The organism is Variovorax sp. 22077 (assembly GCF_052044195.1).
Taxonomy (GTDB): Bacteria; Pseudomonadota; Gammaproteobacteria; order Burkholderiales; family Burkholderiaceae_C; genus Variovorax; species Variovorax atrisoli.
On sequence record NZ_JBQEQC010000002.1, the window covers coordinates 39,994 to 59,739 of the forward strand.

General features: G+C 66.2%; 18 protein-coding genes and 2 tRNA genes. 5 read left to right on the forward strand and 15 right to left on the reverse strand.

The annotated features are described in order from the left end of the window. Positions 1 to 4: 4 nt before the first annotated feature. The 6 genes from ACTJLF_RS02660 to rpsB all read right to left on the reverse strand — a co-directional run bounded on the left by ACTJLF_RS02660 (position 5) and on the right by rpsB (position 4,746). Positions 5 to 850, reverse strand: a complete 846-nt coding sequence (locus ACTJLF_RS02660) for a phosphatidate cytidylyltransferase (RefSeq protein WP_440882435.1) — start codon at positions 848 to 850, stop codon at positions 5 to 7. Positions 851 to 868: 18 nt separating this feature from the next. After that, complete coding sequence (gene uppS, locus ACTJLF_RS02665) at positions 869 to 1,591, reverse strand: polyprenyl diphosphate synthase (RefSeq protein WP_019652426.1); 723 nt, start codon at positions 1,589 to 1,591, stop codon at positions 869 to 871. 8 nt (positions 1,592 to 1,599) lie between these two features. After that, positions 1,600 to 2,160: a ribosome recycling factor gene (gene frr, locus ACTJLF_RS02670; protein ID WP_019652425.1), complete on the reverse strand. Its 561-nt coding sequence runs from the start codon at positions 2,158 to 2,160 to the stop codon at positions 1,600 to 1,602. Between the two features lie 11 nt (positions 2,161 to 2,171). Beyond that, entirely contained in the window at positions 2,172 to 2,894 is a 723-nt protein-coding gene (gene pyrH, locus ACTJLF_RS02675; RefSeq protein ID WP_019652424.1) for a UMP kinase, read from the reverse strand. A gap of 95 nt (positions 2,895 to 2,989) precedes the next feature. Continuing rightward, the gene (tsf, locus tag ACTJLF_RS02680; protein ID WP_126181970.1) at positions 2,990 to 3,913 is read right to left on the reverse strand and encodes a translation elongation factor Ts; all 924 of its coding nucleotides are present in this window, start codon (positions 3,911 to 3,913) and stop codon (positions 2,990 to 2,992) included. 80 nt (positions 3,914 to 3,993) lie between these two features. After that, positions 3,994 to 4,746, reverse strand: coding sequence for a 30S ribosomal protein S2 (rpsB, locus tag ACTJLF_RS02685; RefSeq protein WP_126181971.1), 753 nt, complete (start codon positions 4,744 to 4,746; stop codon positions 3,994 to 3,996). A 206-nt stretch (positions 4,747 to 4,952) separates the two neighbouring features. Here rpsB and ACTJLF_RS02690 point away from each other — a divergent pair, with 206 nt between their 5' ends. After that, positions 4,953 to 6,275 carry an amidase gene (locus ACTJLF_RS02690; RefSeq protein WP_132797992.1) on the forward strand — a complete coding sequence of 441 codons (1,323 nt, stop codon included), beginning with the start codon at positions 4,953 to 4,955 and terminating at the stop codon, positions 6,273 to 6,275. Positions 6,276 to 6,331: 56 nt separating this feature from the next. Beyond that, positions 6,332 to 7,585: a D-amino acid dehydrogenase gene (locus ACTJLF_RS02695; protein ID WP_019652420.1), complete on the forward strand. Its 1,254-nt coding sequence runs from the start codon at positions 6,332 to 6,334 to the stop codon at positions 7,583 to 7,585. Here the strand turns inward: ACTJLF_RS02695 and ACTJLF_RS02700 are convergent. After that, entirely contained in the window at positions 7,575 to 8,003 is a 429-nt protein-coding gene (locus ACTJLF_RS02700) for a hypothetical protein (RefSeq protein ID WP_440882436.1), read from the reverse strand. The genes ACTJLF_RS02695 and ACTJLF_RS02700 overlap by 11 nt on opposite strands. 52 nt (positions 8,004 to 8,055) lie before the next feature. Between ACTJLF_RS02700 and ACTJLF_RS02705 the strand changes: the two genes are divergently transcribed. Continuing rightward, positions 8,056 to 9,516, forward strand: coding sequence for an NAD(P)H-hydrate dehydratase (locus ACTJLF_RS02705; protein WP_440882437.1), 1,461 nt, complete (start codon positions 8,056 to 8,058; stop codon positions 9,514 to 9,516). Positions 9,517 to 9,522: 6 nt separating this feature from the next. Here the strand turns inward: ACTJLF_RS02705 and ACTJLF_RS02710 are convergent, their stop codons facing one another. Next, positions 9,523 to 10,287, reverse strand: a complete 765-nt coding sequence (locus ACTJLF_RS02710) for an SDR family oxidoreductase (RefSeq protein ID WP_019652417.1) — start codon at positions 10,285 to 10,287, stop codon at positions 9,523 to 9,525. Between the two features lie 67 nt (positions 10,288 to 10,354). After that, positions 10,355 to 12,625 carry a ribonuclease R gene (rnr, locus tag ACTJLF_RS02715; protein WP_240649879.1) on the reverse strand — a complete coding sequence of 757 codons (2,271 nt, stop codon included), beginning with the start codon at positions 12,623 to 12,625 and terminating at the stop codon, positions 10,355 to 10,357. A gap of 81 nt (positions 12,626 to 12,706) precedes the next feature. Here rnr and ACTJLF_RS02720 point away from each other — a divergent pair. After that, positions 12,707 to 12,791, forward strand: a tRNA-Leu gene (locus ACTJLF_RS02720). Between the two features lie 81 nt (positions 12,792 to 12,872). On the opposite strand, the gene rimO is transcribed toward ACTJLF_RS02720, so the two are convergent. The 6 genes from rimO to ACTJLF_RS02750 all read right to left on the reverse strand — a co-directional run bounded on the left by rimO (position 12,873) and on the right by ACTJLF_RS02750 (position 18,930). Next, positions 12,873 to 14,279, reverse strand: coding sequence for a 30S ribosomal protein S12 methylthiotransferase RimO (rimO, locus tag ACTJLF_RS02725; RefSeq protein ID WP_132751135.1), 1,407 nt, complete (start codon positions 14,277 to 14,279; stop codon positions 12,873 to 12,875). Between the two features lie 66 nt (positions 14,280 to 14,345). Continuing rightward, positions 14,346 to 14,906: a polyhydroxyalkanoate synthesis repressor PhaR gene (phaR, locus tag ACTJLF_RS02730; protein WP_019652414.1), complete on the reverse strand. Its 561-nt coding sequence runs from the start codon at positions 14,904 to 14,906 to the stop codon at positions 14,346 to 14,348. Between the two features lie 74 nt (positions 14,907 to 14,980). Beyond that, positions 14,981 to 15,331, reverse strand: a complete 351-nt coding sequence (locus ACTJLF_RS02735) for a hypothetical protein (RefSeq protein WP_165924454.1) — start codon at positions 15,329 to 15,331, stop codon at positions 14,981 to 14,983. 188 nt (positions 15,332 to 15,519) lie between these two features. Next, positions 15,520 to 15,596: transfer RNA gene (locus ACTJLF_RS02740), tRNA-Val, on the reverse strand. 48 nt (positions 15,597 to 15,644) lie between these two features. Then, positions 15,645 to 17,834 (reverse strand): RelA/SpoT family protein, encoded by a 2,190-nt coding sequence (locus ACTJLF_RS02745; protein WP_051127524.1) that lies wholly within the window; start codon positions 17,832 to 17,834, stop codon positions 15,645 to 15,647. A 94-nt stretch (positions 17,835 to 17,928) separates the two neighbouring features. Continuing rightward, on the reverse strand, positions 17,929 to 18,930 hold the full coding sequence (locus tag ACTJLF_RS02750; protein WP_132751136.1) for an alpha/beta fold hydrolase: 1,002 nt from the start codon (positions 18,928 to 18,930) through the stop codon (positions 17,929 to 17,931). Positions 18,931 to 18,956: 26 nt separating this feature from the next. On the opposite strand from ACTJLF_RS02750, the gene ACTJLF_RS02755 reads away from it, so the two are divergent. After that, positions 18,957 to 19,727 (forward strand): 3-hydroxybutyrate dehydrogenase, encoded by a 771-nt coding sequence (locus ACTJLF_RS02755; RefSeq protein ID WP_132751137.1) that lies wholly within the window; start codon positions 18,957 to 18,959, stop codon positions 19,725 to 19,727. Positions 19,728 to 19,746 lie beyond the last annotated feature (19 nt).

Sequence of the window (19,746 nt, forward strand, 5' to 3'; positions counted from 1 at the left end):
GAATTCACAGGAAAGCCAGCATCATGGCAATGGGCAACGCCGGCAAGAGGGCATCCACGCGGTCGAGGACGCCGCCATGGCCGGGCAGCAGCCGGCTGCTGTCCTTGGCGCCGGCGCTGCGCTTGATGAGAGATTCGACGAGGTCGCCCACGACGCTCATGGCCGCAAGGAACAGCGCAGCCAGCAGCAGCAGCCACCAGCCGCGATCGGCGAGACGTGTGTACAGGCTGGTCACCGTGGCGCCGGTTGCCTTGTCGGCCCAGACCCAGGCGAAAGCCAGCACCACCACGCCGATCATGCCGCCCCAGACGCCCTCCCAGCTCTTGCCGGGGCTGATGGCCGGAGCGAGCTTGCTGCGGGTGAACTTGAGGCCGAAGGCGCGGCCGGCGAAATAGGCGAACACGTCGGCCACCCACACCAGCACGAGGATCGACAGCAGGAAGTTGATGCCGATCATGCGCGCCTGCACCGCGGCAAGCCAGGCAACCCACAACGCCAGCAGGCCGCCGACCAGGCGCAGCCCCCGCGGAATGCGCGGCCAGCCGGGCACGGCGACTCGAAGCAAGGCTGCGCCGCCCAGCACCCAGGCCGCGCTGGCCAGGGTCCACATCAGGATCAGCGGCTGCGCCAGCAACCCGAGCCACCAGGACAACGCGCACAGCGCGATGGTTTCGGCACCCAGGAAAAGCGACACGCCCTGCCCGTAGCCGTTCAGGCGGCCCCATTCCCAGGCGCCGGCGCCGATCAGCACCAGCATGACGCAGCCGAAGGGGATGTAACTTGGATAGAACAGCGCCGGCAGCAGGATCGCGAGAAGCACGATCGCCGTGATGATTCGTTGCTTGAGCATGCGGAGGCTGCCGGGCCGTCAGGCCTCGGCGGTGGAAGAGACTTGCGCCGAGGTCTGGCCGAAGCGCCGTTCGCGCCCCTGGAAGGCCGCGATGGCCTCGTCGAGCGCGGCCTCGTCGAATTCGGGCCACAGCTTGTCGCTGAAGAAAAGCTCGGCGTAGGCGCTCTGCCAGAGCAGGAAATTGGAAAGACGCTGCTCTCCGCCGGTGCGGATGAACAGGTCGGGATCGGGCACATGGGCCAGCGCCATGGCGCGATCGAGGCTGAGTTCCGTGATCGGCTCGCCCTTCGCAGCGAGCTTGGCGGCAGCCTGCGCGATGTCCCACCGGCCGCCGTAGTTGAAGCAGACGTTGAGCACGAGCCGCGTGTTGTGCGCCGTGGCGGCTTCGGCCTCGAGCAGGCCGTTCACCATCTTGGGCGACAGGCCTGCGCGTTCGCCGACGAAATGCAGCTGCACGCCGTCGGCGCTGAGCTTGGGCACTTCGCGGGCGAGCGCGCCGACCATCAGCTCCATGAGCCCGGAAACCTCCTCGACAGGACGATTCCAGTTCTCGGAAGAAAACGCGAACACGGTGAGCACACCCACGCCGCGCTCGGCGCAGGCCTTGACGCAGCGGCGCAGCGATTCGACGCCCTGCTTGTGCCCTGCGATACGGGGAAGAAAGCGCCGCGTCGCCCAGCGGCCGTTGCCGTCCATGACGATGGCAACGTGGTGGGGAATGCGCGGCGCCGACGAGGCCATGGCAGGCCTCAAACGGCCATGATCTCCGCTTCCTTGGCCGCGACCAGGCGGTCGATTTCCGCGATATGGCGGTCGGTGACCTTCTGGATCTCGGCTTCGGCGCGCTTCTGCTCGTCCTCGGAGGCCAGCTTTTCCTTGACCAGCTTCTTGACCGCCTCGTTCGCATCGCGGCGCAGGTTGCGCGTGGCGATCTTGGCGCTCTCGCCTTCGTTGCGGACCAGCTTGGTCATTTCCTTGCGGCGCTCTTCGCTCATGGCGGGCAGCGGCACGCGGATCAGGTCGCCCATCGAGGCAGGGTTGAGGCCCAGGTCGCTTTCGCGAATGGCCTTCTCGATCTTGGCGCCCATGCCCTTTTCCCACGGCTGCACGCTGAGGGTGCGCGAATCGAGCACCGACACGTTGGCAACCTGGCTCAGGGGCACCTGGGAGCCGTAGTACTCCACGTGGATCGAGTCGAGCAGCGCCGAATTGGCACGGCCCGTACGGATCTTGGTGAGGTTGTTCTGGAATGCGGCGATCGACTGGTTCATCTTCGCGTCGGTCGCACTGCGGATGTCTGCAATGGTCATCTCAAATACTCCTAGGCATGCACCAGCGTGCCTTCGTCCTCGCCCATGACGACGCGCTTGAGCGCGCCATTCTTGAAAATCGAGAACACCTTGATCGGCAGCTTCTGGTCGCGGCACAGCGCAAAGGCCGTGGCGTCCATGATGCCGAGGTTCTGCGCAATCGCCTCGTCGAAGGTCAGCGTGGCGTAGCGGGTTGCGTCGGGGTTGGTCTTGGGGTCGGCGGTGTAGACGCCGTCGACCTTGGTCGCCTTGAGCACCAGCTCGGCGCCGATCTCGGCGCCGCGCAGCGCAGCGGCCGTGTCGGTGGTGAAGAACGGGTTGCCCGTACCGGCCGCGAACACCACGACCTTGCCCTCTTCGAGGTACTGCAGCGCCTTGGGGCGCACATAGGGCTCGACCACCTGCTCGATCGCGATCGCGGACATCACGCGGGCCACGAGGCCCTGCTTGTCCATCGCGTCGGCCAGGGCCAGCGAATTCATGACCGTGGCCAGCATGCCCATGTAGTCGGCCGTGGCTCGATCCATGCCGACCGAACCGCCTGCGACGCCGCGGAAGATGTTGCCGCCGCCGATCACGACCGCCACCTGGACGCCCATGTTCACGACCTCGGCCACCTCCTGCACCATGCGCACGATGGTCGCGCGGTTGATGCCGAAGGCATCGTCACCCATCAACGCCTCTCCCGACAGCTTCAACAAGATTCGCTTGTGGGCTGGACGGGCATCAGACATGGGCAATTTCCTTTGGTTGGGCGGGACGAGTGTAAAACGTGACGATGAAAAAACGACGGTGCGCGCGAACGCACCGTCGCTGGAGCCATAAAGGCTTAGGCGGCAGCCTTGGCTGCGGCGACTTGAGCGGCGACCTCTGCAGCGAAGTCGTCAACTTTCTTCTCAATGCCTTCGCCGACCACGTACAGGGTGAAGCCCTTGATCGTGGTGTTGGCGGCCTTGAGCATCTGCTCGACGGTCTGCTTGTCGTTCTTCACGAAAGGCTGGTTGTGCAGCGAGACTTCCTTCAGGAACTTCTGCACGCCACCTTCGATGCGCTTGGCGACGATGTCGGCCGGCTGGGGCTTCTTGCCTTCTGCTTCGGCGGCCTTGCGGTCTTCTTCCGCCTTGCCGGCAGCAATGGCGCGTTCCTTCTCGATCAGCTCGGCAGGCACGTCCGAAGCAGCGATCGACACGGGCTTCATGGCGGCGATGTGCATCGCGACGTCCTTGGCGGCAGTGTCGTCACCTTCGAACTCGACCATCACGCCGATGCGCGTGCCGTGCAGGTACGAAGCCAGCTTGCCGTTGCCGGCGAAGCGCTTGAAGCGGCGGAAGGTCATGTTCTCGCCGATCTTGCCGATCAGGCCCTTGCGCACGTCCTCGAGCGTGGGGCCGAAGCCGTCCTGCTCGTAGGGCAGTGCACCGAGTGCAGCGATGTCGGCGGGATTCTTCTCGGCGATGAGCTTGGCGGCGGCGTTGACCAGGGCCAGGAAGCTGTCGTTCTTCGAGACGAAGTCGGTTTCGCAGTTGACTTCGATCATCGCGCCGGCGTCACCGGCAGCGTATGCGGCCACCACGCCTTCGGCGGTGATGCGGCTCGAAGCCTTGCCAGCCTTGTTGCCGAGCTTGATGCGCAGCAGCTCTTCTGCCTTTTCCATGTTGCCGTCGGCCTCGGTCAGGGCCTTCTTGCACTCCATCATCGGCGCGTCGGTCTTCGCGCGCAGTTCGCCGACCATGCTTGCGGTGATTGCAGCCATTTTGTATCTCCGTGAATTCAAAAATCAGGTTAAAAAAAAGGGGCACCAAAGCCCCTTCTTCAGGCTCGCGGGCGCGCCAATCAGGCCGAGGCACCCTCTTCGACTTCGACGAATTCGTCATTGCCTTCGGCGATGGCCTTCACCACGTCGCCGGTGGCGCTGTTGCGGCCTTCGATGATCGCGTCGGCGATACCGCGGGCGTACAGCGTGACAGCCTTCGACGAGTCGTCGTTGCCGGGGATCACGTAGTCGATGCCTTCGGGCGAGTGGTTGGAGTCCACCACGCCGATCAGCGGGATGCCCAGCTTCTTGGCTTCAGCCACGGCGATCTTGTGGAAGCCCACGTCGATCACGAAGATGGCGTCAGGCAGGGCGCTCATGTCCTGGATGCCGCCGATGTCCTTCTCGAGCTTCTCGATTTCACGCGTGAACGTGAGCTGCTCTTTCTTGCTCAGGTTGTCGAGGCCGGCTTCCTGCTGGGCCTTCATGTCCTTCAGGCGCTTGATCGAGGTCTTGACCGTCTTGAAGTTGGTCAGCATGCCACCCAGCCAGCGGGTGTCGACGTACGGCACGCCGGCACGGCGGGCTTCGGTCGCCACGATGTCACGGGCCTGGCGCTTGGTACCGACCATCAGGATGGTGCCGCGGTTGGCGGTGAGCTGCTTGGCGTACTTCATCGCCTCCTGGAACATCGGGAGCGACTTTTCCAGGTTGATGATGTGGATCTTGTTGCGATGGCCGAAGATGTACGGGGCCATCTTGGGGTTCCAGAAGCGGGTTTGGTGACCGAAATGGACACCTGCCTCCAGCATTTCGCGCATGGTCGTGGACATTGAAATTACTCCAAAGGTTGGGTCTAAAATCCAGCCCGTTTTGCGCTCTTCGAATCGAGTCACAACACCTTGATTGGGCCGGTTTGCGGATGTGTCTGGCTGGGAGCAATGAAAGCCGTTGCCCGGCCAGCGAAACCCAAAGAGTATAGCACGGGCGTCGCCCCTCCCCTGAACCTGAACCGCCCCGGCGGCACCCTGCAGCTCCCATGAACGACCTCCACGCCACCCGTCTCGACCTTCTGGCAGGTGGCACCGACGCCCGCACCGAAATGGAGCGCGCGCTCGACATCTCCAGGTCCGCCGCCTGCACCCACGCCTTCACCCGGACGATGTTCGACGAGGCCCTGGGTTCGGCCCAGGCCTGCGACCCGGCGAGCCGCCTGGCCGGGCTCGCCTTCACGGCAAAAGACCTTTTCGACGTCGAGGGCCAGGCCACCCCTGCCGGCTCCGCCGTCCTCGCCCACGCCCCGGCCGCAAAGGCCGATGCTCCTGCCGTTGCTCGGCTGCGCGCCGCCGGTGGCGTGCTGACGGGCCGGACCAACATGACGGAGTTCGCCTTCTCTGGCGTCGGCGTCAATCCACACCATGGAACGCCGGCCAACGTCAGCGACGCCGCGGTGCCGCGCATTCCGGGCGGTTCCTCGTCCGGGGCGGCGATCTCGGTGGCGAGTGGGGCCGCCTTCATCGGGCTGGGCTCCGACACCGGCGGCTCGATCCGCATTCCCGCGGCACTCAACGGCATCGTCGGCTTCAAGAACACGGCCCGGCTGACGCCCACCGCCGGCGCCCTGCCGCTGTCGACCACCCTGGACACCGCCTGCGCCATGACCCGATCGGTGCGCGATGCCATCACCGCGCACGAGATCCTCGCCGCCCGGCGCGTGACCGCCGGCAACGCCCCGCTCTCCGCCTACAGGCTGGCCGTGGTGAAGAACCTGTTCTTCGATGGCATCGAGCCCGCCGTCGCCACCGCCTTCGAGCGCTCGCTGAAGGCTCTGCGTGCCGCCGGCGCCCGCATCGTGGAGATCGAACTGCCCGAGCTCGCCGAACTCGGCGCCATCAATGCCACCGGCGGCTTCTCGGCTGCCGAGGCCTACGCCTGGCATCGCCTGCTGCTGGAACGCAGCGGCGCCGGCTACGACCCGCGCGTGGCCCAGCGCATCCTGCGCGGCGCGACGATGAAGGCGCACGAGTACATCGACCTGATCAACGCACGACGCGACTGGATCGGCCGTGTCGAAGCCGCGCTCGCACCATTCGACGCCGTGCTGTCGCCGACCGTGCCGATCACCGCGCCGCCCATCGCCAGCGTGGCGCCGGGCGCCGAGCGCGACGAAGAATTCTTCCGCGTCAATGCGCTGCTGCTGCGCAACCCGTCAGTCATCAACATGCTCGACGGGTGCGCCATCTCTCTGCCCTGCCACGTCCCCGGTGAATTGCCGGTGGGCCTGATGCTGTGGCATGCCGCGCTGCACGACGACGCCGTCCTTGCGGTGGCGCTCCAGACCGAACGCGCACTGCAAGAATAGCGGCCGACGGCGTCCGCTCCGCTGGCGCCGGCCATCTCTCTCATCCTGAACATTCAATGAAAATCGCGATCGTGGGCGCCGGCATCATCGGCGTCACCACCGCCTGGGAACTGGTTTCCGACGGCCATGAAGTGACCGTGTTCGAGCGCCGAGGCGCCGCCGCCGAGGAAGCCAGCTTCGCCAATGCCGGCGTGGTCGCTCCCGGATACGTCACGCCGTGGGCCGGTCCCGGCATGCGCGGCAAGGTGCTGCGCTCCCTGCTCTCTTCGCACGGCGCCATCAAGCTGCGCTGGCCCCTGGGCTCGCGCGACCTCGGCTGGCTCTCCCGCTGGCAGAAGGCCTGCAAGCTCGACACCTACCTCGCCAACCGCGCCCGCATGCAGCGTCTTGCCTTCTACAGCCGCAACCGGCTGCACGAGGTGACCGAGGCGCGCGAACTCAGCTACGAGCGCAGCGACGGCTACCTGGTGCTGCTGCGCTCCAAGCGCGAGAAGAAGCTGGTGCAGCCCGGGCTCGACGTGCTGCGCGCGGCCGGCAGCGTCTTCAAGGAAGTCGACGCCGACGAGGCCCGGCTGATCGAACCCGCCCTGAACCCCGATACCCCGCTGGCAGGCGCCATCCATCTGCCCGAGGACGAAGTGGCCAACTGCCGCCAGTTCGCACTGCTGCTCAAGTGGGAGGCCGAATCCTTCGGCGCCCAGTTCCATTTCAACTGCGACATCGCGCCGCTAAGCCGCGCAGCGCCCACCTCTCTCTCGCTCGCCAGCGGCTCGGACCCGGTCCGCTACGACGCCGTGGTGGTCTGCGCCGGCCTGGAATCGGCCGCGCTGCTGCGGCCCCTGGGCCTGCGGATTCCGATGGCGCCGGTCTACGGCCATTCCGTCAGCGCGCCGATCCGCGAGCCGCTCAATGCGCCGCGCAGCGCGGTGATGGACGAGCGCTTCAAGGTCGCGATCTCCCGGCTGGGCCAGCGGGTGCGCGTGGCCGGCAGCGCGGAGATCGGCGGCTCGCTGGAGACGATGAATCCCGCCGCGGTGCAAACGCTATACAAGGTGCTGCACGACTGGTTTCCGGGTGCCGCGACGCTGCAGTCGGGCATCCAGCAGTGGAAAGGCGCCCGGCCGATGCTGCCCGACGGTCCGCCGGTGCTGGGTGCCAGCGGCATTCCCGGCGTCTGGCTCAACCTCGGGCACGGATCGAGCGGCTGGGCACTCTCGTGCGGCAGCGCGCGCGTGCTGGGCGACCTGATCGCAGGGCGCGAGCCGGGCATCGACCTCGAAGGACTCGGGGTCGAACGGCTCAGTCTCTAGGCCCCCATCGACGCAAGGCCTCCGGGCTTGCCGGCTTTTCGACGGGAAGCTCCGGCTCCGGAGGAGGCCGGAACCTGCCGGCCATCCAGCCCAGCAATCCGGGGCAGACAAACCCGAAGAAGACCAGGCACAAGCCGGCAGCCCCCAGGAGTGCCAGGCGCTCCAGCCCGGAAGTCGCTTCGGCCGGCAGGTCGAACCAGCGGACCACGCTGATGCCGAAACCGACATTGGCGGCCCAGGCCACGTCCCGCAGCGGAATCCATCGCCTGAACTCGGCCAGCAGGAAGACGCCCCACACAATGCACAGCAGGCCGAGAACCCACGCGAATCCGGCGATCCACGCCAGCGTCGCGGCGAGGAACGACACCAGCGCCGCGACGAGCAGAACAAGCAGCCAACCGGCGCCCTTGAAATTCATCCCCGGATCATAGGCAGGCAAGCCGCTGGCAGGCCGGCGGCACAATGCGTCGATGCAACGCATCACCTCCGCCACTGCTGCCGATCTGTTCGACATCGCTGCAACTCGCCGCATCGAGCAGGCAGCGTCGGCCGCCCTGCCCGCCCACACGCTGATGCAGCGCGCGGGCCTCGCGGTGGCGCGGCTCGCGATGGCGATCGCGCCGCATGCGCGCACGATCTGGGTGGCTTGCGGACCAGGCAACAACGGCGGGGACGGCTTCGAAGCTGCTGCGCAGTTGCGTCACCGGGGCTTCTTCCCGGTCGTCACCTTCCTCGGCGATGAAGGCAGGCTGCCGCCGGACGCCAAGGCATCGCTGCAGCGGGCCCGCGATGCAGGCGTCACCTTTGCCACGACGCCGCCTTCGGCCTTTGAACTCGCGATCGACGCATTGCTCGGCATCGGCTCGGCGCGTCCGCCCGACGGCACGATGGCCGATTGGCTCGAGCAGATGCACGCCAGCGGCCAACCCGTGCTGTGCGTCGACGTGCCCTCCGGGCTGAATGCGGATACCGGCACGCTGCCTCGGGGCGCCGGTCACGCACGGGCAGCCGCCCGCAGCTGCATCACCTTCCTCACGCTCAAGCCCGGCCTGTTCACGGCGCAAGGCCGCGACGCGGCGGGCACGGTCTGGTTCGACGATCTGGGTTGCGGCGCCTTCAGGGACCACCCCGTGGCGCGCATCGCCGGAGCGCCCGATGCGCAGCCTCGCGAGCATGCCTCGCACAAGGGCAGCTATGGCGACGTCGCGGTGATCGGAGGCGCCTCCGGCATGGCAGGCGCGGCGTTGCTGGCCGGCTCGGCGGCTCTGCATGGGGGCGCCGGCCGCGTGTTCGTCGGGCTGCTCGATCCGAGCGCAGCGCCCGTCGATACCGCGCAGCCCGAACTGATGCTGCGCGATGCACGAACGCTCGATCTCTCGAACATGACGGCCGTCTGCGGCTGCGGCGGAGCAGAAGCCGTGCGCGAACTTCTGCCACGTGTGCTCTCGACGGCGGCCGCGCTGGTGCTCGATGCAGATGCGCTCAATGCCATCGCAACCGACAACACACTGCAAGCCCAGCTGGCATCGCGCGGAAAAATTGGATCGCCAACGGTGATCACGCCGCATCCGCTGGAAGCGGCGCGCCTGCTGGGCAGATCGGTCGGGGAAGTCCAGGGCGACCGGATGGCCGCGGCGCGAGAACTCGCGGCGCGCTTCGGCGTCGTTGCCGTGCTCAAGGGATCAGGCACCGTCATCGCCGGCGCCGGCCAACCGACGCCCGTCATCAACCTGACCGGCAACGCCCGGCTCGCAACCGCGGGCACCGGCGACGTGCTGGCCGGAATGATCGGCGCAGCGCTGGCGGCGGGCCGCCCAGCGTTCGAAGCGGCACGCGAATCCGTCTGGCAGCACGGCCACATCGCCGACACCTGGCCGGCCGATGCGGCCCCGCTCACTGCCGGCGCGCTGGCCCGCCGCGCATCCGACTGAAAGACCCTAGCCGCGACCGACGAAGGGCATCTTCGTCGCCATGACGGTGTGGAACAGCACGTTGGCTTCCAGCGGCAGGTTCGCCATGTAGAGCACCGACTGGCCGACGATCTTGACGTCGATCAGCGGTTCGATCGCGAGCTCTCCGTTGGCCTGCGGCACGCCCTTGGCCATGCGCGCGGCCAGCTCGGTCATGGCGTTGCCCACGTCGATCTGGCCCACCGCGATGTCGTACTTGCGGCCGTCGAGTGACGCGGTCTTGGTCAGTCCTTCGACCGCGTGCTTGGTCGCGGTGTACGCGGCCGAGTTCGGGCGCGGCGCCGTGGCCGAAATCGAGCCGTTGTTGATGATGCGGCCGCCCATCGGCGTCTGAGCCTTCATCGTGCGGAAGGCCTGCTGGATGCAGAAGAACATGCCGGTCAGGTTGATGTCGACCACGCCCTGCCACTGCTCGGGTGTCCAGTCCTCGAACGGCCCCGGCGGGTTGCCCACGCCGGCGTTGTTGAACAGCAGGTCGACGCGGCCGAAGCGCTCGACCGTCGCGGCGAACAAGGCCTGCACCGAGGCTGCGTTCGACACGTCGGTGGGCACCGCGAAGGCGCGCGCGCCGGCGCCCGATTCTTCCGCCACCTGCTCCAGCGGCTCCAGGCGACGGCCTGCGAGCGCCACGCTCCAGCCGTCGGCCAGCAGCGCCAGCGCGGCTGCACGGCCGATGCCGGAGCCGGCACCCGTGACGATGGCGATACGGCCCTTGTTGTCTTCAGCGCTCATGCTGTCTGTCTCTTTCTTCTCGGTTGTCGATGGTTCGTTCGTTTAGATCATGGCGATGCGAGGCCGGTCAGCGGCGCGGCTTGCGCCCCTTGCCCTTCATCTTGCTGGCGGCTTTCTTCACCGCCGACTTGAAGGCCTGCATCGCCGACTGCGCACCGGCCGTGGCCGAAGTCGGCCGCTCGCCGCGGGGCTCGGCATTGCCGGCTTCCGCCTTGTTGCGCGTGCTGCGCTTGGCCGAGGCCTTCACGGGCACACCCGATGATGCCGCACCCTTGTCCTTCATCGCCCGCGTCGTCAGCTCCTCGCCTTCGCGAACGAGGCGGAAGTCGATCTTGCGGCCGTCCAGGTCGACGCGGCTCACCTGCACCCGCACCCGCGTGCCGATGGCGTAGCGGATGCCGGTGCGCTCGCCGCGCAGCTCCTGGCGCATCTCGTCGAACTTGAAGTACTCGCCGCCGAGCTCGGTGATGTGCACCAGGCCCTCGACGTACATCGCGTCGAGCGTGACGAAGATGCCGAAGGTGGTGGCCGCAGTAACCACCCCGCCGTACTCCTCGCCGAGGTGTTCGCGCATGTACTTGCACTTGAGCCATGCCTCGACGTCGCGGCTGGCCTCGTCGGCACGGCGCTCGTTGGCGCTGCAGTGCAGGCCCGCGGCCTCCCATGCCAAAACTTCCTTGCTGGGCGCGACGGTGGCCTTCTGAGGCTTGGCCGTCGGCGCCTTCACGCGAGACGCGAGGCGCTTGGCCAGCTTGGCGTGTGCCTCGCCAGGGGTCGGCAGCATCGGCAGCTGGTAGCGCGTGTTGCCGAGGATCGCCTTGATCACGCGGTGCACCAGCAGGTCGGGATAACGCCGGATCGGACTGGTGAAGTGCGTGTAGGCCTCGTAGGCCAGGCCGAAGTGGCCGCTGTTGATCGGCGTGTAGATCGCCTGCTGCATCGAGCGCAGCAGCATGGTGTGGATCTGCTGCGCGTCGGGGCGGTCCTTGGTTGCTTCGGCGATCGCCTGGAACTCGCCCGGCCTCGGCTCATCGGTGATGCTCAGGCCCACGCCCATCGCTTTCAGGTAGCCGCGAAGGATTTCCTTCTTCTCGGGCGTGGGGCCTTCGTGCACGCGGTACAGGCCAGGGTGCTTGCCCTGGGCGATGAAATCGGCGCTGCAGACGTTAGCGGCGAGCATCGCCTCCTCGATCAGGCGGTGCGCCTCGTTGCGCGTGCGCGGCACGATCTTCTCGATGCGGCCGGCGTCGTCGCAGATGATCTGGGTCTCGGTGGTCTCGAAGTCGACGGCGCCGCGCTTGCCGCGCTGCTTGAGCAGCGCCTTGTAGACGTCGGCGAGGTTCAGCAGGTCCTTGACGCGTTCCTTGCGCTTCGCAGCCTCGGGGCCGCGGGTGTTGCCGAGGATCGCAGCCACCTCGGTGTACGTGAAGCGCGCGTGGCTGAACATCACTGCCGGATAGAACTGGTAGGCGTAGATCTCGCCGTCGGCATCGACCAGCATGTCGCACACCATGCACAGGCGCTCGACTTCGGGATTGAGCGAGCACAGGCCGTTCGACAGCTTCTCGGGCAGCATCGGGATCACCCGGCGCGGGAAGTAGACGCTGGTGGCGCGGTCGTAGGCGTCGATGTCGATGGGCGAGCCGGTCTGCACATAGGCGCTGACATCGGCAATGGCAACCAGCAGGCGCCAGCCCTTGCCGCGGCCCACCTTCGCGGGCTCGCAATAGACGGCGTCGTCGAAGTCACGCGCGTCTTCACCGTCGATGGTGACGAGCGGGACGTCGGTGAGGTCGACGCGGCCTTTCTTGTCGGCCGGGCGGACCTTCTCGGGCAGTGCCTTGGCCGCGGCCAGGCACTCCGCGGAAAATTCATGCGGCACGCCGTACTTGCGCACGGCAATCTCGATCTCCATGCCGGGGTCGTCGATCTCGCCCAGCACCTCCTTCACGCGGCCCACGGGCTGGCCGAAAAGGGCCGGCGGTTCGGTGAGCTGCACGACTACGACCTGCCCCACCTTCGCAGGACCGGTCGCTCCCTTGGGAATCAGGACGTCCTGGCCGTAGCGCTTGTCTTCCGGTGCGACGAGCCAGATGCCGCCTTCGTGCAACAGGCGGCCAATGATGGGCTGCTCAGGGCGTTCGACGATCTCCACCACGCGCCCTTCGGGACGTCCGCGGCGGTCCTGGCGCACGATGCGCGCCTTGACGCGGTCCTTGTGCAGCACCGCGCGCATTTCGTTCGGGGGCAGATAGATGTCCGCTTCGCCATCGTCGCGCTGCACGAAGCCGTGCCCGTCGCGATGTCCTTGAACAGTTCCTTCGATTTCATCCAGCAGGCCGCTGGAAGTGACATTATTTTTGATATGATCTCCTTCTTTCCTGAAATTCAAAACGTAGTTGCTTCTGCAACTACGTGGGCCCAGATGGCGGAATTGGTAGACGCACTAGTTTCAGGTACTAGCGAGTAACATCGTGGAGGTTCGAGTCCTCTTCTGGGCACCAGATCCAAATTGACCCCCGCCAGGTCATCCGAAACAAGCCACCGGTCTCCGGTGGCTTTTTTCATGGTCGATCGGATCCGCATCAAACGGGCAGCGCGATCAGGTCGTGGCCCTCTGCACCCACGATGCGCGCGCGGGTGAACTCACCCACCTTCAGCGTCTTGCTGATCTTCTCGGGCGGCAGCAGACGGACCGTGCCGTCGATCTCCGGCGCATCTGCGTACGTACGCCCCACCCCGCCCTTGCGACCCAGGGCGGGCGCCGAATCGACCAGCACCTGCATCGTCGAGCCGATGCGCCTTTGCAGCTTGGCGATCGACACGGCCTCGGCCACCTCCATGAAGCGCGCACGGCGCGCCTCGCGCTCGGCCTCCGGCAGCATGCCGGGGATGTCATTGGCGGTGGCGCCTTCGACGGGGCTGTAGGCAAAGCAGCCGGCGCGGTCGATCTCGGCTTCGCGGATGAAATCGAGCAGGTGCTCGAACTCCTGCTCCGTCTCGCCAGGAAAGCCCGCGATGAAGGTACTGCGGATGACGAGCTCGGGGCACACCTCGCGCCAGCGCGCCAGTCGCTCCAGGTTCTTCTCGCCGCTGGCCGGGCGCTTCATGCGCTTGAGCACATCAGGATGGCTGTGCTGCAAGGGCACGTCGAGGTACGGCAGCACTTGGCCGCTCGCCATCAGCGGAATGATCTCGTCGACGCTGGGGTACGGGTACACGTAGTGCAGTCGAACCCAGGCGCCGTACGGCTCGGCGATTTCACCAAGCGTGCGCACCAGTTCAAGCATGCGCGTCTTCACGGGCTTGCCGTCCCAGAAACCGGTCCGGTACTTCACGTCGACCCCATAGGCCGAAGTGTCCTGGCTGATCACCAGCAGTTCTTTTACGCCGCCTTCGAACAAGGCCTTGGCCTCGCTCAGCACATCGCCCACAGGCCGCGACACGAGGTCGCCGCGCATCGATGGAATGATGCAGAAGGTGCAGCGATGGTTGCAGCCCTCGCTGATCTTCAGGTACGCATAGTGCCTCGGCGTCAGCTTCAGGCCGGCGACCCCGAAGGTATTCGGCACCAGGTCGATGAAAGGATCGTGCGGCTTCGGCAGATTGGCATGCACCGCATCCATCACCTCCTGCGTGGCGTGCGGACCGGTCACGGCCAGCACGCTCGGATGCATCTGGCGCACCAGATTGCCGCCCTGGTCGCCGGTCTTGGCGCCGAGGCAACCGGTGACGATCACGCGGCCGTTCTCGGCCAGCGCCTCGCCGATCGTGTCGAGGCTCTCCTTCACGGCGTCGTCGATGAAGCCGCAGGTGTTGACGATCACCAGATCGGCGCCTTCGAAAGTCTTGGCAGTTTGATAACCCTCGGCACTCAGCTGGGTCAGGATCAGTTCGGAATCGGTCAGGGCCTTGGGGCAGCCCAGGCTCACGAAGCCGACCTTGGGGGCGGTCGGCGTGGCCATGCGTTCGGGGGAGGCAACTTCGCTCATATGCCTCTATTGTCCCAGCTATCGGAGACGGCGGGGCAACCACCGCTTGCGGGCACCTGCCGCAGGTCAGGAACGCTTGATGCCAAAGGCCCCCAGCACCTGCTCGGTGTTCTTCTGCATCTGCTCCTGCATCTGAAGGAAGACGTTCTTCGATTGCTCGACGTAGCTGCCCATCAGCCCCTGCAGCATCGGCGACTGCATGGTCATGAAGCGGGCCCACATCTCGGGGGTCAGGCCCTCGGCCTTTTCGGCGAGCTGCGCCTGCACCTCGGTCATGGCCTGGATGTTCTTCTCGAGGTACGGCCCCATGTAGCCCTGCATGGCCTGACCGTAGAAGCGGATGATGTTGGCCAGCACCTGCTCGGTGAACATCGGCGCGCCGCCCGCTTCTTCTTCGAGAATGATCTGCAGCAGGATGCTGCGCGTGAGGTCGTCGCCGGTCTTGGCATCACGCACCACGAACTGGGCATTCTGGATGACCAGCTGCTTCACCTCGGTCAGCGTAATGTACGTGGATGTCTCGGTGTCGTAGAGCCTTCGGTTCGGGTACTTCTTGATCACACGCTGTACCGGCTTGACCCCGGACTTCTTGCTCTGCACTGCGGACTCCTTCACATGGACGCCCATGTCGTCGGATGATTCTAGGGAGCGGTTTTGCTGCGCCGCGACAAGGTTTACCCTGACCGGACCGGGCACTTGCCTCAATCGGATGAGGTCGCGTATTCGGCGCCGCACACATTGCAGGCGGCAACCTCGGGCCTCTCTCCCTCGGCTTCGCGGAATCGCAGCGGCGTCTTGTGGCCATAGACCACCCAGCAGCGCGGACAGTGCTCCTGTCCGACGGTAGGCAGATAGGCCCGCGCACGCTGCTCGGCACGCTCTTCCGTCAGGGGCATGCCCTGGCGGTGCGCACGCGCCACTTCCCGGGCAGCCATCGTGTCGGTGCGCCCGCTCGCGTAGTCGTTGATGCCGTAGACGGCACGCGCAAACTCGATGGGAGCCTGCTTCAGCAATGCGGCCAGGCGCTTGTCGGCATGAGTCCGATCAGCCATGTTCGACCGCGTATTCATCGAATCGCTTATCAAGAAAAATGGAATGAAGTTGCAGAGCAACCAAGGTAGCACAAGTACGTGGCCAAGGTCTTTGCCTGCATCATCACAAGGGGCGATATACACACCGGAGAACCCGGTGGATGCTCTGTTCAATTGACCCGGTGGTTGGCCGGGGTTGAAACAGAAATTGGTAGGCGCGATTGGACTCGAACCAACGACCCCCACCATGTCAAGGTGGTGCTCTAACCAGCTGAGCTACGCGCCTAAGGATGTGTCCGAGAAGCAGTTATTGTAGCAGGAGAAATCGCGTTTTTCAGCGACGACGTGCAGATCGCACACCAATAACTGCAGTGACCAGTCCGAGAACCTGCGTGAGGCGCGCTGCATCTGCGATTTCCACGGTGAACGTCATCCACGCAGTGCCCTTGATCGACTGCGTCTGCACGCCGATCACGTTCATCTTCTCGCGCGCGAAGACATCCGAGATATCGCGCAGGAGGCCCTGGCGGTCGGCCGCTTCGACAGCCACGTCGACCGCATACACAGGCGCCTCGGCGCCCTTCTTCGCAACGCCCCACTCCACGTCGATGACGCGTTCGCCATCTTTCGCGGCCATCGTGCGGAAGTTGCTGCAATCGCTGCGATGCACGCTGACGCCATGGCCGCGCGTGACGAAGCCGCGGATCGCATCGGGCGGCGCCGGCTTGCAGCACTTGGCCAGTTGCGTCATCAGCGAAGACACGCCCACCACGAGCACGCCGCCCTTGCCCGACTTCTCGCTGCCGCGTGCCTTCTTGATGAGTACGCCGTCGTCGGGGCCCTGTGCGGGTTCGGGCGGACGCAGCAGCGTCTCGATGTTGCGCAGGGAGAACTCGTCCTTGCCGACGACTTCGAACAGATGGTCTGCCGACTTGAAGCCGAGCTGCGAGGCAAGATCCTCGAGCCGCACCGCGGTCTTGCCTTCGCGCTGCAGCAGCTTCTCGACGGCCTCGCGTCCACGCGCCACGGTCTCGTGCGTGATCTGCGCGTTGAACCATGCACGCACCTTCGCGCGCGCACGGTTGCTGGCGAGATAACCGAGCTCCGCGTTCAGCCAGTCGCGCGAAGGGCCGCCCTCCTTGGCCGCGATGATCTCGACCGTCTGTCCGTTCGACAGCGGCGTGTTCAGCGGAACCATCGCGCCATCGACGCGAGCCCCTCTGCAGCGATGCCCCAGCGTCGTGTGCACGGTATAGGCAAAGTCGACCGGCGTCGCCCCTTGAGGCAACTCGACGATCGCCGCATCGGGCGTCAGCACGTAGATGCGGTCGTCGAACAGGCCCTGCCCCTGCAGGCCGCCCGAAAGATCGCGCTCCCACGCGAGCAGTTGCCGAAGCACCGCGATCTTCGCGTCGTACTCACCGCTGGCCCACACGCCCGCGTAGCCCTTGTGGCCCGCTTCCTTGTAGGCCCAGTGCGCAGCCACGCCATGCTCGGCGTGGTCGTGCATCTCTTCTGTGCGGATCTGGATCTCGATCGGCTTGCCGGCCTTGCCATCGACCAGCTCGCGCACCACCGTGTGCAGCGACTGGTAGCCATTGGGCTTGGGGCGCGCGATGTAGTCGTCGAACTCCTCGTCGATGGGCTGGAAGTGCGAGTGCACCCAGGCCAGCGCCGCATAGCAGTCCTTCACGTCGGGCACCACCACGCGCAGCGCGAGGATGTCGAAGACCTGCGCGAAGTCGAGCGACTTGCCGCGCATCTTCTTCACGATGCTGTAGATGTTCTTGGGCCGCCCCTGCACCGCGGCCTTGATGCCCTCGGTCTGCAGCTCGCGCTCCAGCTTGGAGCGCAGTTGCTCCACGTAACCCTCGCGCTCGACGCGCTTCTCGTCAAGAAGCCGTGCGATCAGCTTGTAGGTCTCGGGCTCGAGGAAGCGGAACGAAAGATCCTCGATCTCCCACTTCACCTGCCAGATGCCCAGCCGGTTGGCCAGCGGCGCGAAGACCTGCAGCGACTCGCGCGCGACCCCCTCGGGGGCTGGCTGCTTGCTTGCGGCCGCATGGCGCAGGGTCTGCAGGCGCGAAGCCAGCCGCAGCATCACGACGCGCAGGTCGCGCGAGAACGCAAGCAGCATCTTGCGCACGTTCTCGGTCTGCGCGCCGGCGCCCTCGATGTGATGCCCCTGCGAGGCCGAGCGGGCCTGCTCCTGCACGCGTACCAGCTTGGTCGTCTCGACGGCGAGAGAGGCGAAGTTGTCGCCGAACACCTTGGCGATCACCTCCTGCGGACGGTTCAGGTGCTGGCACGAATAGACCAGGTAGCTCGCCGCCTGCATCGCCTCGGAGCCGCCCATCTTCGCAACGATGGCAGCCACCGCGTCGGCGTGCGCGAGCGTGTTCTCTCCTGTATCGAGCTTCTCGTCGGCGATCAGCGGCTCGGCGAAGGCGCGCGCGCGGGCCAGCATGTTCTCCATCACCGGCGTGCGCTCTGCCGTCGCCGCGGACAGCGGGTAATCGACCATGACCGCCTCTGACGCGGTTGCCGTCTGCAGACTCGATGAATCGCGCTTCACGCTTCGCTCACTCACTTGCTCAAATCAGTCAATCGGCTGCGGATCAGTCGAAAAGGAACCTGGTGACGACTGCTATCTGAGCGGGATCGACGAAGGTCGGCGCATGGCCCACGCCTTCGAACTCGACCAGCGTGGCGTGCGGTCCGCGCTGCGTCATGGCCACGGCCGTGTCGCGCGACAGGAGGTCCGATTCGGCACCGCGGGTGAGAAGCGTGCGCGCCTCGATGGCGTCGTACAGGCTCCACATGATCGCACCGCCCTGCGCCGCGGCTTCCGGCGTGATCGCACGAAGCGCCACGCCGATGGCCGGGTCGTAGTGAAGCAGCCAGCGGCCGCCTTCGCCGGGTTCATCGTCCTGTGCCTCGACCTTCGCCGAACCATCGGACGTGCGCTGCGAGGCAGGCACCACCATGTGCTGCGACAGCGCCAGCCACTGCTGCGGCGTGTGCGGACCGAAGGTGGTCGACAACGCCCACATGGCATCGGCCGCCGCCTGCACGCTCTCGTAGCTGCCGCTCTTGCCGACGTAGGCGCCGATGCGCTGAAGCGCCACCGGCTCGATGGTCGGGCCGACGTCGTTCGCGACGAAACGGCGGATGGGCCGCGCCAGCGGCAATTCCTTGTGGCCTGCCAGCACGAAGCCGATCAGCCCGCCCATGCTGGTGCCGATGTAGTCGAGCGTGCCGATCGGCTGCTCGCGATGCAGTCGGGCGATCAGCGCGACCATGTCGGCCGCATACACCGGCACCTGGTAGAGAGATGGATCGCGCAGCCAGTCGCTGCGCCCACGGCCCACCACGTCCGGGCAGACCACGCGCACGTCGCCGCCAGCACGCTCCACGATGGACTGGGCCAGCAGGTCGAAATCGCGCCCCTGCCGGGTCAGTCCATGCACGCAGACCACGACGTGTTCGCTGCCCGCGTCGCCCCATTGCCAATAGGCCATGCGGTGGCCGCCCTGGGCGTCATCGCACGCCACGTGATGAAGCGTCGGTTCGGTCATGGAAACGAAGGTGTCCTGGTGCGGATAATTGTCTCGTCGCATCCTAATTCATCCGGAGATTGATCTTCATGCTCAAAGGCAAAACCGCGCTTGTTACGGGGTCCACCAGTGGCATCGGCCTCGCCATCGCCAAGTCCCTCGCCCAGCAGGGCGCAGACGTCGTGCTCAACGGCTTCGGCGATTACGCCGCGCCCAAGTCCGAGGTCGAGGCGCTGGGCGTGCGCGCCGAGTACCACGGCGCCGACATGAGCAAGCCCGAGCAGATCGAGGACATGATGAAGTTCGCCGCGTCGAAGTTCGGCCGCGTGGACATCCTGGTGAACAACGCCGGCATCCAGCATGTCGCCAAGGTGGAAGACTTCCCGCCCGAACGCTGGGACGCGATCATCGCGATCAATCTCACCAGCGCCTTCCACACCACGCGGCTGGCAATCCCCGCGATGCGCGAGGCCAACTGGGGCCGGGTCATCAACATCGCCTCGGCGCACGGACTGGTGGCGTCGGCGCAGAAGTCGGCCTATGTCGCGGCCAAGCACGGCATCGTCGGCCTGACCAAGGCGGTCGCGCTGGAAACCGCGACCACGGGAGTCACCGTCAACGCGATCTGCCCCGGCTGGGTGCTGACTGCGCTGGTGCAGAAGCAGATCGACGACCGCGCAGCGCGCGAAGGCATCACCGTCGCGCAGGCCCGGAACGACCTGCTCGGCGAAAAGCAGCCTTCGCTGCAGTTCACCACCGTCGAGCAACTGGGCGGCCTGGCCGTCTTCCTGTGCTCGCCGGCTGCCGATCAGGTCCGTGGCCAGGCCTGGGCGATGGACGGCGGCTGGACTGCCCAATAGAGGGTAGCCCGCCGGAGAG